At 60.0% G+C, this 14483-nt stretch carries 16 protein-coding genes, 1 tRNA gene and 1 pseudogene; 11 read left to right on the top strand and 7 right to left on the bottom strand.

Annotated elements, in window-relative coordinates; all coding sequences use genetic code 11:
- Positions 1-28 precede the first annotated feature (28 nt).
- The 6 genes from rbfA to KQ933_RS20160 all read left to right on the top strand — a co-directional run bounded on the left by rbfA (position 29) and on the right by KQ933_RS20160 (position 6375).
- Entirely contained in the window at positions 29-430 is a 402-nt protein-coding gene (rbfA, locus tag KQ933_RS20185; RefSeq protein ID WP_216756486.1) for a 30S ribosome-binding factor RbfA, read from the top strand.
- Between the two features lie 12 nt (positions 431-442).
- Positions 443-1375 carry a tRNA pseudouridine(55) synthase TruB gene (gene truB / locus KQ933_RS20180; RefSeq protein ID WP_216756485.1) on the top strand — a complete coding sequence of 311 codons (933 nt, stop codon included), beginning with the start codon at positions 443-445 and terminating at the stop codon, positions 1373-1375.
- A gap of 96 nt (positions 1376-1471) precedes the next feature.
- The gene (locus tag KQ933_RS20175) at positions 1472-2323 is read left to right on the top strand and encodes an alpha/beta fold hydrolase (protein ID WP_216756484.1); all 852 of its coding nucleotides are present in this window, start codon (positions 1472-1474) and stop codon (positions 2321-2323) included.
- Positions 2324-2474: 151 nt separating this feature from the next.
- Positions 2475-2744 carry a 30S ribosomal protein S15 gene (rpsO, locus tag KQ933_RS20170; protein ID WP_113428004.1) on the top strand — a complete coding sequence of 90 codons (270 nt, stop codon included), beginning with the start codon at positions 2475-2477 and terminating at the stop codon, positions 2742-2744.
- A 330-nt stretch (positions 2745-3074) separates the two neighbouring features.
- Positions 3075-5225 carry a polyribonucleotide nucleotidyltransferase gene (gene pnp / locus KQ933_RS20165; RefSeq protein ID WP_216756483.1) on the top strand — a complete coding sequence of 717 codons (2151 nt, stop codon included), beginning with the start codon at positions 3075-3077 and terminating at the stop codon, positions 5223-5225.
- Between the two features lie 133 nt (positions 5226-5358).
- Positions 5359-6375: a class I SAM-dependent methyltransferase gene (locus KQ933_RS20160; protein ID WP_216756482.1), complete on the top strand. Its 1017-nt coding sequence runs from the start codon at positions 5359-5361 to the stop codon at positions 6373-6375.
- A gap of 47 nt (positions 6376-6422) precedes the next feature.
- Here KQ933_RS20160 and fabI read toward each other — a convergent pair whose 3' ends face one another.
- The 3 genes from fabI to fabA are packed head-to-tail and all read right to left on the bottom strand — an operon-like array spanning position 6423 to position 9029.
- Positions 6423-7229, bottom strand: coding sequence for an enoyl-ACP reductase FabI (gene fabI, locus KQ933_RS20155; RefSeq protein ID WP_183727439.1), 807 nt, complete (start codon positions 7227-7229; stop codon positions 6423-6425).
- Between the two features lie 5 nt (positions 7230-7234).
- Entirely contained in the window at positions 7235-8467 is a 1233-nt protein-coding gene (gene fabB, locus KQ933_RS20150; protein ID WP_216756481.1) for a beta-ketoacyl-ACP synthase I, read from the bottom strand.
- Between the two features lie 46 nt (positions 8468-8513).
- A complete protein-coding gene (gene fabA, locus KQ933_RS20145; protein WP_007814145.1) occupies positions 8514-9029 on the bottom strand; it encodes a 3-hydroxyacyl-[acyl-carrier-protein] dehydratase FabA in 516 nt (171 codons plus the stop codon).
- A gap of 303 nt (positions 9030-9332) precedes the next feature.
- On the opposite strand from fabA, the gene irrA reads away from it, so the two are divergent.
- Positions 9333-9752 carry an iron response transcriptional regulator IrrA gene (gene irrA / locus KQ933_RS20140; protein ID WP_183727435.1) on the top strand — a complete coding sequence of 140 codons (420 nt, stop codon included), beginning with the start codon at positions 9333-9335 and terminating at the stop codon, positions 9750-9752.
- 2 nt (positions 9753-9754) lie between these two features.
- Here the strand turns inward: irrA and KQ933_RS20135 are convergent, their stop codons facing one another.
- On the bottom strand, positions 9755-10390 hold the full coding sequence (locus KQ933_RS20135) for a trimeric intracellular cation channel family protein (protein WP_183727433.1): 636 nt from the start codon (positions 10388-10390) through the stop codon (positions 9755-9757).
- 73 nt (positions 10391-10463) lie between these two features.
- Between KQ933_RS20135 and KQ933_RS20130 the strand changes: the two genes are divergently transcribed.
- Positions 10464-10973, top strand: a complete 510-nt coding sequence (locus KQ933_RS20130; RefSeq protein WP_216756480.1) for a hypothetical protein — start codon at positions 10464-10466, stop codon at positions 10971-10973.
- 147 nt (positions 10974-11120) lie between these two features.
- On the opposite strand, the gene KQ933_RS20125 is transcribed toward KQ933_RS20130, so the two are convergent.
- The 3 genes from KQ933_RS20125 to KQ933_RS20115 all read right to left on the bottom strand — a co-directional run bounded on the left by KQ933_RS20125 (position 11121) and on the right by KQ933_RS20115 (position 12598).
- Positions 11121-11843: a YoaK family protein gene (locus KQ933_RS20125; protein ID WP_216756479.1), complete on the bottom strand. Its 723-nt coding sequence runs from the start codon at positions 11841-11843 to the stop codon at positions 11121-11123.
- 149 nt (positions 11844-11992) lie between these two features.
- Positions 11993-12068, bottom strand: a tRNA-Ala gene (locus tag KQ933_RS20120).
- A gap of 149 nt (positions 12069-12217) precedes the next feature.
- The gene (locus KQ933_RS20115; RefSeq protein ID WP_216756478.1) at positions 12218-12598 is read right to left on the bottom strand and encodes a TIGR02300 family protein; all 381 of its coding nucleotides are present in this window, start codon (positions 12596-12598) and stop codon (positions 12218-12220) included.
- Positions 12599-12871: 273 nt separating this feature from the next.
- On the opposite strand from KQ933_RS20115, the gene aroA reads away from it, so the two are divergent.
- The 3 genes and pseudogenes from aroA (at position 12872) to KQ933_RS33755 (ending at position 14481) form a co-directional block, all read left to right on the top strand.
- Positions 12872-14224, top strand: coding sequence for a 3-phosphoshikimate 1-carboxyvinyltransferase (gene aroA, locus KQ933_RS20110; protein ID WP_216756477.1), 1353 nt, complete (start codon positions 12872-12874; stop codon positions 14222-14224).
- 1 nt (position 14225) lies between these two features.
- Positions 14226-14390, top strand: a pseudogene (locus tag KQ933_RS20105) (FMN-binding negative transcriptional regulator); the annotation flags it as partial.
- Positions 14359-14481 (top strand): hypothetical protein, encoded by a 123-nt coding sequence (locus KQ933_RS33755; RefSeq protein ID WP_301925040.1) that lies wholly within the window; start codon positions 14359-14361, stop codon positions 14479-14481. The pseudogene KQ933_RS20105 and the gene KQ933_RS33755, both read left to right, overlap by 32 nt.
- The last annotated feature ends 2 nt before the right edge of the window (positions 14482-14483 follow it).

Genomic DNA, 14483 nt, shown 5'->3' with positions numbered 1-14483 from the left:
GCGCCCGATCCTTTTGGGATAAAGAACAATGGCAACAAGACCCACAACCTCGGCACCATCGCAGCGCATGCTGCGCGTCGGCGAGCAGGTTCGCGCAGCGATCACTCAGGTGCTGCAGCGTGGCGAAGTCCGCGACGACATCATCGAAGCGACCGTAATTTCGATCTCCGAAGTGCGCATGTCGCCCGACCTGAAGATCGCAACGGCCTTTGTGACGCCGCTCGGCGTTTCCGACCACACGATCGTCATCGATGCGCTGAACCGCAACGCGAAGTTCATCCGCGGCCGGCTCGGCCCGCAGCTCCGGCAGATGAAATACATGCCGGAAGTGCGCTTCCGCGACGATACCAGCTTCGATAACTACAAGAAGATCGATGACCTGCTGCGCTCGCCCGAGGTGAGCCGCGATCTCGACAATGACGACGAATAACAGAAGACACCGATGTCCAAACCACGCAAACCCAAGGGCCGCCCGATTTCCGGCTGGCTGATCCTCGACAAGCCGATGGATTTCGGCTCGACGGAAGCCGTTTCCAAGATCAAGTGGCTCTTCAAGGCGCAGAAATGCGGCCATGCCGGTACGCTCGACCCGCTTGCTTCGGGCATGCTGCCGATCGCGCTCGGCGATGCCACAAAGACCGTTCCCTATGTGATGGACGGCCGCAAGATCTATGAATTCACTGTCAGTTGGGGCGAGGAGCGGGCGACCGACGACCTCGAGGGCGAGGTTACGCAGAGCTCCGACAAGCGCCCGAGCGAGCAGCAGATCCGCGACATCCTGCCTGCCTATATCGGCACGATCAGCCAGGTTCCGCCGCAGTTTTCCGCCATTAAGATCGCGGGCGAGCGCGCCTACGATCTGGCGCGCGACGGCGAGGCGGTCGAGATCCCTTCGCGCGAAGTCGAGGTTCATCGTCTGACGCTTCTCGCCTGCCCGGATGCCAATACGGCGCATTTCGAGGTGGAATGCGGCAAGGGTACCTATGTGCGGGCGCTTGCCCGCGATTTTGGCCGCGAACTCGGCTGCTACGGTCATATTTCCGGCCTGCGCCGTACCTTCGTAGCACCTTTCGCCGAGGAGACGATGGTGCCGCTTGCAAAACTCACCGCGCTTGAAGAGATCGAAGACATCGATGAGCGTCTTGCCGCGCTCGACGCCCTGCTGATCGATACCTGCGAAGCGCTATCGGCCTTGCCACACCTTGTTATCAGCGATGACCAAGCGCACCGGCTGAAGATGGGCAATCCGATCCTGGTGCGGGGCCGCGATGCACCGGTTGCCGAAAGCGAAGCCTATGCGACGGCACGCGGCAGGCTAATCGCGATCGGCGAGATCGGACAGGGCGAATTCCGGCCGAAGCGCGTTTTTGCCTAGGCCGTCCGGCTGTTGCAGGAACAATGGCAATTGTCAGAAGACAGCAATGCGATATGTTTTTCCGCGGGCCGTAACGGCCCGTTGAAGGGGAAGAATATGCGCAGAATTGCAATCGGAATACTGACGTTCTTTTCACTGCTTCTGACGGCTGCCGGCGTTCAATCTGCCGAGCGCTGGGCCGAACTTCCGGCCTTTCCTCCCATGCCGGCGCCGAAAGCGAGCGGCATGGCCGATGTCAACGACATCAAGATGTATTACGCCGAATACGGCGAGGGCGACCCGATCCTCTTCATTCATGGAGGGCTTGGAAATGCCGATGTCTGGGGCCATCAGGTCGCCGATTTCGCTAGAGATCACCTCGTCATCGTTGCCGACAGCCGCGGGCACGGGCGCTCCACGCGCAGCAAGCAGCCGTTCGGCTATGACCTGATGACATCGGATTATGCAGCACTTCTCGACTATCTGAAAATCGGCAAGGTGACGCTGGTCGGCTGGTCGGACGGCGGCATCATCGGCATCGACATGGCAATGAAATATCCGGAGAAACTCACGCGCGTCATCGCCCAGGCGGCAAACGTGACCACCGACGGCGTGAAGTCCGACGTCATGAGCAACAAGACCTTCAACGACTACATCAATGTCGCCGGCGAATATTACAGGAAGCTGTCGCCGACGCCGAACGAATACGACGCCTTCGTCACCCAGATCTCGCAAATGTGGGCGACACAGCCCGCCTGGACGACAGCCGATCTTGGAAAGATCACAGTACCGGTCACGCTCGCGATCGGCGATCATGACGAGGCCGTAAAGCTCGACCACACGGAGTTGATGGCGAAGGAAATTCCCGGCGCAAAGCTCGTCATCCTGAAGGACGCCAGCCATTTCGCCATGCTGCAGGATCCCGAGGGATATGGCACCATGATCCGGGATGCCATGGCGGGCCGCTGAAGCCGCTACAGGAGACCCCTCTTTCCATCGCTGCTTATTTGGTTTATAGGCAGCGCCAGCATTGGGCTATCCCCAATTGCATTCGCGGCCAAGGCTGGACGACATCCCGGCTTTTGGCGACTTAAACTCCTCTCATAGAAAGGATTGTCCGATGTCGATCACTGCTGAGCGCAAGGCTGCGCTGATCAAGGAATATGCGACCGCCGAAGGCGATACCGGTTCTCCGGAAGTACAGGTTGCGATCCTCACCGAGCGCATCAACAACCTGACCGAACACTTCAAGGACCACAAGAAGGATAACCATTCCCGCCGTGGTCTGCTGACGCTCGTTTCCAGCCGCCGCTCGCTTCTTGACTACCTCAAGAAGAAGGACGAAGGCCGCTACACCAAGCTGATTACCGGCTTGGGTATCCGCCGCTAATGATTATCCGGCGGGCGAAGCTCTTTGCCCGCCGGATGCTTTTTCGGGAGTGCGTCTCCCGCTGACATTTTCCAGGCGCGCGCTATCTGCGTGATGGAAATACGGCAGACCCGGATGGGCCGGTTCTGCCAGACCAACCGTTGACCTGTCATGGGGCAGGATTGCCGGATGCTTTCGGCCAGAGTTTCGCGAGAGCTTTGGCCCGGTTTCCCAAGGAAATCGTCCGCCCGAAGCTTCCCGTTGTCTTGCCCGTGATACGTCACACTGATTGCGGACGACCTGCGCTGCTCCTGATGGAGAAGGCGCACTGGCCGCATTGAAGGACAAGACATGTTCGATACACATAAAGTAGAAATCGAGTGGGCAGGCCGCCCGCTCAAGCTCGAGACCGGAAAGATCGCCCGTCAGGCTGACGGCGCCGTACTCGCCACTTATGGCGAAACCGTCGTTCTCGCGACCGTCGTTTCCGCCAAGGCTCCGAAGCCCGGCCAGGACTTCTTCCCGCTTACGGTCAATTATCAGGAAAAGACCTATGCGGCCGGCAAGATCCCCGGCGGCTACTTCAAGCGCGAAGGCCGTCCGAGCGAAAACGAAACCCTCGTTTCCCGCCTGATCGACCGCCCGATCCGCCCGCTCTTCCCGGAGGGTTACAAGAACGACACGCAGGTCGTTGTCACCGTCATCCAGCACGACCTCGAGAACAACCCAGACATCCTGTCCATGGTCGCGACCTCCGCTGCTTTGACGCTTTCCGGCGTTCCCTTCATGGGTCCGGTCGGCGGCGCACGCGTCGGCTACATCAATGGCGAATACGTTCTCAACCCGCATCTCGACGAGATGGATGAATCGAGCCTCGACCTCGTCGTTGCCGGCACCTACGATGCCGTTCTGATGGTTGAATCCGAAGCCAAGGAACTTCCGGAAGACGTCATGCTCGGCGCCGTCATGTTCGGCCACAAGGGCTTCCAGCCGGTTCTCGACGCGATCATCAAGCTCGCGGAAGTTGCCGCCAAGGAGCCGCGTGACTTCCAGCCGGAAGACTACTCCGCTCTCGAATCCGAAATGCTCGGCCTTGCCGAAGGTGAACTTCGCGAAGCCTACAAGATCACCCAGAAGGCCGACCGCTACGCCGCCGTCGACGCTGTGAAGGCCAAGGTGAAGGCGCACTTCCTCCCCGAAGAAGGCGAAGCCCGCTACACCGCCGAAGAAGTCGGCGCGATCTTCAAGCACCTGCAGGCCAAGATCGTCCGCTGGAACATTCTCGACACCAAGAGCCGCATCGACGGTCGCGACCTCGAAACCGTTCGTCCGATTGTTTCGGAAGTCGGTCTTCTGCCACGCACGCACGGTTCGGCGCTCTTCACCCGCGGTGAAACGCAGGCGATCGTGGTTGCCACCCTCGGCACCGGCGAAGACGAGCAGTATGTCGATTCCCTGACGGGCATGTACAAGGAGCGTTTCCTGCTCCATTACAACTTCCCTCCCTACTCGGTTGGCGAAACCGGCCGTATGGGTTCCCCGGGTCGCCGTGAAATCGGTCATGGCAAGCTCGCATGGCGCGCCATCCGTCCGATGCTGCCGTCGGCCGAACAGTTCCCCTACACGCTGCGCGTCGTCTCCGAGATTACCGAGTCGAACGGCTCGTCCTCGATGGCCACCGTCTGCGGCACCTCGCTGGCGCTGATGGATGCAGGTGTACCGCTCGCGAAGCCGGTCGCCGGCATCGCCATGGGTCTGATCCTGGAAGGCGATCGCTTCGCCGTCCTCTCCGACATTCTCGGTGACGAAGATCACCTCGGCGACATGGACTTCAAGGTCGCAGGTACTGCCGACGGTATCACCTCGCTGCAGATGGACATCAAGATCGCCGGTATCACCGAAGAGATCATGAAGGTCGCCCTTGGCCAGGCCCAGGGCGGTCGCGCCCACATTCTCGGCGAAATGGCGAAGGCCATCACCGAAAGCCGCGGCCAGCTCGGTGAATTCGCACCGCGCATCGAAGTCATGAACATTCCGGTCGACAAGATCCGCGAAGTCATCGGCTCCGGCGGCAAGGTCATCCGCGAAATCGTCGAAAAGACCGGCGCGAAGATCAACATCGAGGATGACGGCACCGTCAAGATCGCCTCCTCCTCGGGCAAGGAAATCGAAGCGGCCCGCAAGTGGATCCACTCGATCGTCGCCGAGCCGGAAATTGGCCAGATCTACGAAGGCACTGTTGTCAAGACCGCCGACTTCGGCGCCTTCGTCAACTTCTTCGGCGCCCGCGACGGTCTCGTCCATATCTCGCAGCTTGCTTCCGAACGTGTCGCCAAGACCCAGGATGTCGTCAAGGAAGGCGACAAGGTCTGGGTCAAGCTGCTCGGCTTCGATGAGCGCGGCAAGGTTCGCCTGTCCATGAAGGTCGTCGATCAGGCAACCGGGCAGGAAATCCCGGCCGCCCAAAAGGGCGACAAGAAGAAGGAAGAAGCGGCCGAATAAGCCGCGTCTTCCCCTCTGATATCCGGGCGCGGGACTATTTCCGCGCCCTTTTTGTATTCGACCTTTGCGCAATTGCGGACGGAGAACCGCTGCGCACTTTTCCTGGAATTGCTCCAGATGACGGGACCAGATCATGAGCCGCGAAACGCTTAAAACCCTCTTCCATCCCTTTGTCAGCGAAACGCTAGCTTCGCCCGGCGAAGGCGAGCGTGTGCTCTTCCTCGGCGCAGAGGCAGGCTTTGCGCTGCCCGACGGCTTTGCCGCATCCCTGGATGCCGTACAGGGCTTCAAACCGCTCTACAGGCAGCTTCTGGCGCAGCGCATTGAGGCCAAGCCGGAGATCGAGGGTGAGGACTATGATGCCGCGCTGGTGCTCTGTACCAAACACAAGGGCGAGAACGAGGCAAATATCGCCGCTGCCCTTTCCAGCGTGAAGGCCGGCGGCCTGATCCTTGTCGCCGGTGGCAAGGAAGACGGTATCCAGCCGCTGCGCAAGCGTGTGGAAGGCTTCGGCCTCGATACCGAACACATGCCGAAATATCATGGCGTCGCCTTCTGGTTCGGGCGGCCGGCCGATGTCAGCGAGATCGTTTTGAAATTCGGAAAATCGCCTGTGCGCGTCGAAGGCCGCTTCATCGCCTCGCCCGGCATGTTCTCGCATGATCGGCTCGATGCCGGTTCACAGCTTCTCGCCTCACGCCTGCCGACCGATTTTACCGGCGATGCGGCCGATTTCGGCGCCGGCTGGGGCTATCTTTCCGTCGAGCTGACACAGAAGTCTCCGAACCTTGCCCGCCTCGACCTCTACGAGGCGAACTACGAGGCCCTGGAGGCCGCCAAGGCCAATCTGGCGGAGAACTGCCCAGGCGCGCCTGTGCGCTTCTTCTGGCACGATCTGGCAGGCGAGCAGGTGCGGGACAAATACGATCTCGTCATCATGAACCCGCCCTTCCATGAAGGTCACGCGGCGGAGCCTTCGCTTGGCCAGGCAATGATCAAGACCGCGGCTTCCGCATTGCGCGGCGGCGGGCGGCTGATGCTGGTCGCCAATCGTGGCCTGCCCTATGAACCGGTGCTTGCGGAACATTTCAAGGATAGTGGCGAAACCTGCCGCAATGCCCGCTTCAAGGTGTTGTGGGCACGCAAATGAAGAAGGCGGCCACGTGGCCGCCTTCTTCATTTGAAGCCTATCCGGCCTTACTCGACGTCTGCCTTGCGCAGCGTCTCCAGCGTCGGCATGGAGGTAATGTTGTAACCGGCATCGACGAAGTGGATTTCGCCGGTCACGCCCGTCGAGAGATCCGAAAGCAGATACAGCGCGGAGCTGCCGACCTGATCGATGGTGACGGTCTTGCGCAGCGGTGCATTGCGCTGGTTCCACGACAGGATGGCGCGTGCATCGGAAATGCCGGCGCCGGCAAGCGTCCGGATCGGGCCTGCGGAAATGGCATTGACGCGGATGCCACGCGGACCGTAATCGGCGGCCAGATAGCGCACGGAGGCTTCCAGAGCGGCCTTGGCGACACCCATGACATTGTAGTTCGGGATGACGCGCGTGGAGCCGTTATAGGTCAGCGTCAGCATCGTGCCGCCATCTTCCATCAGCGGTGCACAGCGCTTGGCTATCTCCGTGAAGGAGAAACAGGAAATGACCATGGTGCGGCTGAAATTTTCGCGCGTGGTATCGGCGTAGAGGCCCTTCAGCTCGTTCTTATCGGAAAAGCCGATGGCGTGGACGATGAAATCGAGCTTGCCCCAGCGTTCCTTGATCGTGTCGATGACCGTATCGACCGAAGCGATGTCTTCAACATCGCAGGGCAGCAGAAAATCGGAACCGAGTTCGGCTGCAAGCGGCTTGACGCGCTTTCCAAGGGCATCGCCCTGGAAGGTAAAAGCGAGTTCTGCGCCCTGTGCAGCGAGCGCCTTTGAAATCCCCCAGGCGATCGAATGGTTGTTTGCGACGCCCATGATGAGGCCGCGCTTACCCTGCATAATTCCGGTCATTGTTATTATCCGTTGTAGCGCTGGAACACGAGCGTGGCGTTGGTGCCGCCGAAGCCGAAGGAGTTGGAGAGGGCAAGGTCGATCTTGGCATTATCGATGCGCTTGCGAACGATCGGCACACCTTCGAATTCCGGGTCGAGTTCCTTGATATGCGCGCTTTCGCCGATGAAGCCTTCCTGCATCATCAGCAGCGAATAAATCGATTCCTGCACGCCGGCAGCACCGAGCGAATGGCCCGTCAGCGACTTGGTGGACTGGATATGCGGGAGCTTGTCGCCGAAGACTTCGCGGATCGCACCGATTTCCTTGCTGTCGCCGACCGGCGTCGAGGTGCCGTGCGTGTTGATATAGTCGATATCGCCCTTTACCGTGGCGAGCGCCTGACGCATGCAGCGGATCGCGCCTTCGCCTGAGGGAGCGACCATGTCATAGCCATCGGAAGTCGCGCCATAGCCGACGACTTCTGCATAGATCTTGGCCCCGCGCGCCTTGGCATGTTCCAGCTCCTCAAGGATGAGCACGCCTGCGCCGCCGGCAATGACGAAACCATCGCGGCTGACATCATAGGCGCGCGAGGCCGTGTCCGGCGTATCGTTGTACTTGGAAGACATGGCGCCCATCGCGTCGAAGAGGTTCGACATCGTCCAATCGAGGTCTTCGTGGCCGCCTGCAAACATCATGTCCTGCTTGCCCCACTGGATCATTTCCACGGCATTGCCGATGCAGTGCGCGGAGGTCGAGCAGGCAGACGAGATCGAATAGTTGACACCATGGATCTTGAACCAGGTGGCAAGCGTTGCGGAAGCGGTGGATGACATAGCCTTCGGTACGGCGAAGGGACCGATGCGCTTCGGACTGTTGTTCTTGACGGTGATCTCGGCCGCCTCGATGAGTGTGCGTGTAGACGGACCGCCGGAGCCCATGATGATGCCGACACGCTCGTTTTCGCTGTATTCCTTGTCTTCCAGACCGGAATCGGCGATCGCCTGCTTCATGGCAACGTGGTTCCAGGCACCGCCCTGCGACAGGAAGCGCATCGCACGGCGATCGACCAGTTCGGCGAGCTTGTCCGCGCCGAGCTTGGGACTGCCCCAAACCTGGCACTTGAAGCCGTGTTCGGCGAAATCGCTGGAGAAAGAAATACCCGACTTTGCCTGCCGCAAGGATTCGGTGACTTCGGCCGCGTCGTTTCCGATCGAAGACACGACACCCAGACCCGTGACAACTACCCGTCTCATCTGATCAAACCCTTGTTGTTTTCGTAAGCCGCTCGAAATGCGGTTTTCAGGCCGTCTTGTCTTTCGAGAGACCGACGCGAAGATCGGTCGCCTGATAAATGGTTTCGCCATCCGCCTTCAGCCAGCCATCGGCAGTGCCAAGCACCAGACGGCCACGCATGACGCGCTTGAAGTCGATACCGTATTCAATCAGCTTCGTGTGCGGGCGGACCATGCCCTTGAACTTCACTTCGCCGGTCGAGAGCGCCATGCCGCGGCCCTGTTCACCGAGCCAACCCAGGTAGAAGCCGGTCAACTGCCACATGCCGTCAAGGCCGAGGCAGCCGGGCATGATAGGATTGCCTTCGAAATGGCAGGGGAAATACCAGTCGTCCGGGCGAACATCGTATTCGGCCCGCAGATAGCCCTTGTCGAAGGCGCCGCCCGTTTCAGAGATATCCGTGATCCGATGAACCATCAGCATGGGCGGCAAAGGCAGCTGCGCATTGCCAGGCCCGAACAACTCACCATGTGCGCAGGCGATAAGTTCTTCGTACGAGTAGCTGGACTGTCTGGTCGTCATAAATCTCTGTTTCCCCCCGCGTTCTTGGCGATGGATGTGTGTCTTTAGTCCAAGTTCACCAGAAAATGAAGCGCAAGCATGGCGACTTCATTTCTTGGTTCCGGACCGGGCCTGAGCCAGTATTTGGTGGTCGCATACAGGAAGGCCAAGGCCGCGACCAGACCTAATTGCGTGAAAAGCCTGTTTTTGCGGCCTTTCGAAGGCTCTTGTCCCCATTGAACTATTGAAAGGCTTTTGCGCAAAAGTTATATCGCTTTGAACAAACATGATTGCTTTTCGCCAGAATAACCGGAGTTGGTGTCAATGACGGGTGAAGCCCCGATCGCCATTGAGGTAAGGCTGCGCAGCGCAGGCCTGCGTCCCACCCGCCAGCGCGTTGCGCTTGGCGATCTCCTGTTCGCCAAAGGGGACCGGCATTTGACCGTCGAGGAACTGCACGAGGAGGCTGTTGCTGCAGGCGTACCGGTTTCGCTCGCGACGGTTTACAATACGCTGCACCAGTTCACCGAAGCCGGCATGATCCGTGTCCTCGCCGTCGAGAGCGCCAAGACCTATTTCGACACCAATGTCTCCGACCACCATCACTTTTTTGTCGAAGGCGAAAACGAGGTGCTCGATATTCCGATCAGCAATCTGACCATCGACAATCTGCCGCCCCCGCCCGAAGGCATGGAAATTGCTCATGTCGACGTGGTGATCCGCCTGCGGCAGAAGCAGATCTGATATCACATTACATCATCGGGATGCCGGCCGGGTCGGTGCTTGTAGGTCGGGAATGTCCAGCCGAACCACAGGGCTCCGCCACGCACTGCAAAGGCTGCCAAGACCCCGCAGGCCGACGCGATATATATCTCAGCGCCTAGCGCATTGACGCTGGTAAAGACACCGGATCCCACCAGAGCCGCCGTCACGTAGATTTCCGGGCGCAGCAGCACGGATGGTTCGTTTGCCAGGAGATCGCGCAGGATGCCGCCGAAAGTCGCCGTCAGGGCGCCGGTGACAATGGCGATCGTCGGCGAGCCGGTGGCGGCCAGCCCTTTGGCGGCGCCAAGCACGCAATAGGCGGCAAGGCCGACCGCATCGAGCCAGATCAGCAGGCGATAGCGCGATTCCAGGAGATGGGCGGTAAAGAAGACGACGACACCCGCGATGCAACAGATGACGATATAGAATGGGTTCAACACCCAGAAGACCGGCACGCGGCCGAGAATTATATCGCGCACCGTGCCGCCGCCCGTCCCCGTTACGATCGCGAAAAACAGGAAGCCGATCAGATCGAGTTGCTTGCGCGAGGCGGCCAGCGCGCCGGTTGCGGCAAAGAGGGCAATGCCAGCATAATCGAGATAGACGAGCAATGACATCGAAGCCTCCAAACCGGCGAACGAAGCACACTGAATCATCGCGGCAAGGGCGGCGCAAGGCGGCGCATAGAGAATGAAAGGCCAGAGAGCCTTTATCCAAAAGAGGAAAGCCGTGAAGCTGCTGCCCGTACTCCTGAACGTCGTTTTGCTGCTGGTCATGCCGGTTGCGGCCTTCGCCCAGCAATCGCTGATCTCCGATCCGGAGATCTACGAGAAGAAGCATTTCCAGGAACAATGCACGGAAGCATCCTTCGGTGACGGCTTCCTCATCCGCCAGGATATCAACAATGACGGGCTGATGGACGCGGTCGTCAACGAGGGCGAACTCACCTGCGACGGCCAGAAGGGTCCGCAGTGCAATGAAGACGGCTGCACCTATAATTTCTATCTGCAAGTGGCCGAAGGCGGCTACTTCATGATCGCGACCGCGCAGATCTTCGGCTACGACTTCGTGCAGCGCTTTGGCAATATGGTGCTCGCTATGAAAATGAGTCCGCGCTTCTGCGATCGCACCGGCGGCGCCCCCTGTGTCGTCACCACCCGCGTGCGCGGCACGAAATTCGTCACCATCTCCAAGAAATAGTCCTCAGCTCGGAAAGAGTGCCGAGGTGCGGCCGGCAAGGTACGGCCAAAGATCCAGACGAGCTTCGAAAATACGAACAGGTTCAACTCCTCGCCTGATAGCGTCTGGCCTTCCTATCCAATTCGAGAACGACTGCAATGATTGCCGTTACCTGGTGTGCACAGGATGTGGTTGGGGAGCTGCGATCTTTTGATTGAACCGCCGCTGCAGCGGGCGGGGAATAAACAGGGCGACAATCGCCAGCGCCATCGCGAAGATGGAGACCAGCCACAGCGCCTGCGCGCCCACAAGACGGGTCATGAGGGCACCGCTGATGGCGCCGAGCACCATGCCGCCCCACGGCACGATCTGGATCGTCCAGTCGAGGCGCCGGTCGCCGATGATCCAGCGGCCTATGCCGCGGCCGAAGCGCGACAGCGCGCCGGTCACATAGGTCAGGCCGATCGGCAGTCCTTCTATATGCTCGACCGCCGCATTCACCATGCCCATTGTGACAACGATCATATAGAAACGTGTCATCAACAGATCCTGCGGCGTCATCATCGAGGCCAGCGCCAGCATGAGGCTGACGCAGCAGAGCACGACGAAGATGCGTCGTTCGGCCCGGTGGGCGACGACGATGCCGGCGGCATTGCCAAGCACGAAGACAATGATGGCAGACAGCAGCACGGCGGCGTGCCTGACATCGCCACTGCTCAGCGCCAGTGCCGCCCGCGTCGTATTGCCGGTCATAAAGGAAACGAAGTCGCCGGTCAGAAACAAACCGGTCGCATCCGTCATTCCGGCGAGAAAGGAAATCGCACCGACCAGCGCAAGTCCAGTCGCGGTCCTACGGGTTCTGATGATGCGGCGGCGTCTTGCTCGTGTCATGCTTCGGGTCCGGGAAATGTCGAATCGGTTGACTTCGACGACCAATATAAAAACCCGCTTTCAGCCGCTGGCAAAGCGGCGACGGAGGAATCACCGAAAAATGTCAGTTATGTTGACCTGAGGTGTTTATTGAACCGCATTGGAGGGTTTGGTGGAGCTAAGCGGGATCGAACCGCTGACCTCTTGCATGCCATGCAAGCGCTCTCCCAGCTGAGCTATAGCCCCATCAGGGTGGCCCGGCCTGCGCCGGTCCTGGGATGGTCCGGAGGGCGTTCCCTCTGGAGTGGCGGCTTATTACTTGCGGTTTTCGCAGATGGCAAGCCTAAAAGATCCGGCCCGAAAAATTTTTGTCATCCGGGCCGGTATTCGTTCGATCAGACTTCGTCTTCGTCGCCGGTGACGCCGATGATGTCGCTCATGTCGTCATCTTCGTCATCTTCATCGGCTTCGAGGAAGGTATCGTCGTCATCGCCTTCGATTTCGACATCGTCGTCACCCATGTCAGGGATATCGTCGCCAGACGCGCCATCTTCGGCATCTTCGAGCGAAACCAGTTCGACTTCGGTGTTTTCGGTATCGACTTCGGCAACCTCGTCCTCATCCTGAACTTCGGCGATTGCCGAGGTTTCTTCGAAGAAGGACAGGGGGTAGGATTTACCGGTGTAAGGGGAGACGATCGGGTCCCGGTTCAGGTCGTAGAACTTCTTGCCGGTTTCCGGATCGGTGCGCTTGGTTCCAAGTTCCGCTTTTGCCACTATAAGCCTCATGAGAATGGCCGAATGCGAGATTCGGCAAATGCCGTCAAACCGGCGTTCTATTCGGAATTTATAAGCCGGTCCCCTTAATCGCTACGGCTTCCCGTGTCAAAGCTAAACTTCATGGGGCACTTCAGGCGTTTGTCCGGCATTCCGGATGACCGCTCGGCAAGTTTGTGCTAACCAGCCGCGATTGCCGCAAGGCCCGCCAGAAAAATATCCCGGCGCCGAGGTGTGAGCGGCCCGAAAATTGCCTTTGCAAGGGACTAGCCCATGTCGCAGGGTTCTGCATTGAAGCCGGCCAGCGCCCGCAGATCCTCCGGGCTTTCCGGAACCATTCTCATTCCCGGCGACAAATCGATCTCGCATCGAGCACTCATGCTCGGCGGGCTGGCATCGGGGGAAACGCGCATTACCGGGCTCCTCGAAGGCGAGGATGTACTGAATACCGGGAAGGCGATGCAGGCTATGGGTGCCGTGATCCGCAGGGAAGGCGGCGTTTGGATCATAAACGGAACAGGCAACGGCGCATTGCTTGCGCCGGAGGTTCCGCTCGATTTCGGCAATTCCGGCACCGGCGCGCGCCTGACCATGGGCCTTGCAGGCGTCTATGATTTCGACACCGTCTTCACCGGTGACGCCTCGCTCTCTCGGCGGCCGATGAGCCGCGTGCTCGATCCGTTGCGCCGCATGGGCGTGCAAGTGAAGGCCGCGGAGGGCGACCGCCTGCCGGTCATGCTGCGCGGGCCGGAAACGCCGGCCCCGATCCGCTACATCCTGCCCGTCGCCTCGGCGCAGGTGAAGTCAGCGATGCTGCTTGCCGGCCTCAATATACCGGGTGTGACGACGGTTATCGAGCCGGCGATTACGCGCGACCATACGGAAAAGATGCTGGCCGGCTTCGGCGCGGAACTGTCGGTCGAGACCGACAAGGGCGGTAGGCGGACGGTCCGGCTGCAAGGCCGCGGCAGGCTGACCGGCCAGATCGTCGACGTGCCCGGCGACCCCTCCTCCGCTGCTTTCCCACTCGTGGCGGCTTTGCTGGTGCCGGGCTCGGACGTCATCGTCTCCAATGTGCTGATGAACCCGACGAGAACCGGACTGGTCCTGACGCTGCGGGAGATGGGCGCCGGTATCGAGATCCTCAACCCGCGCCTTGCAGGCGGCGAGGATGTGGCGGATCTGCACGTGCGCCACTCCGAACTGACGGGCATTAGCGTGCCGGCAGAACGTGCACCATCGATGATCGATGAATATCCGGTACTTGCCGTCGCTGCCGCCTTTGCCAAGGGCCGAACAGTGATGAACGGTCTGCAGGAACTGCGGGTCAAGGAGTCAGACCGGCTCTCGGCCGTCGCTGACGGGCTGAAGCTCAACGGCGTCGATTGCGAGGAAGGCAATGACTGGCTTTCCGTTACCGGCCAGCCGGATGGCAAGGGGCTCGGCAATGCTGCCGGCGAGCATGTCACCACGCATCTCGACCATCGTATCGCCATGAGCTTCCTTGTCATGGGACTGGCTTCGGAGCATCCTGTCGGCATCGATGACAGCAGCATGATTGCAACCAGCTTTCCGCAGTTCATGGATCTGATGGAAGGTCTCGGGGCAGGGATCGAGCAGGCCTGACATGTACCAGCCGCCACATTTCCGCGAAGACAATCTCAATGTGCAGCACGCGCTGATGCGCGCGTACCCGCTTGGCCTGCTGATTACGGCGGGCGCCTCCGAATTGATCGTTAACTCCGTGCTGCTCCATCTCGATGCCGGCGCATCAGAGAAGGGAACGCTGCGGCGAGGGTGTTGCCAAAGGCCTCACCGAGATGGCAGAGCAGGCCGAAATGCAGGAACTGGTGCGCCGCTACGGCGGCCTCGGCACGGAATGATT

This window comes from Rhizobium sp. WYJ-E13, assembly GCF_018987265.1.
Lineage (GTDB): Bacteria > Pseudomonadota > Alphaproteobacteria > Rhizobiales > Rhizobiaceae > Rhizobium.
Note: the sequence above shows the minus strand (reverse complement) of the source record. Positions and strands in the feature narration are given on the sequence as shown.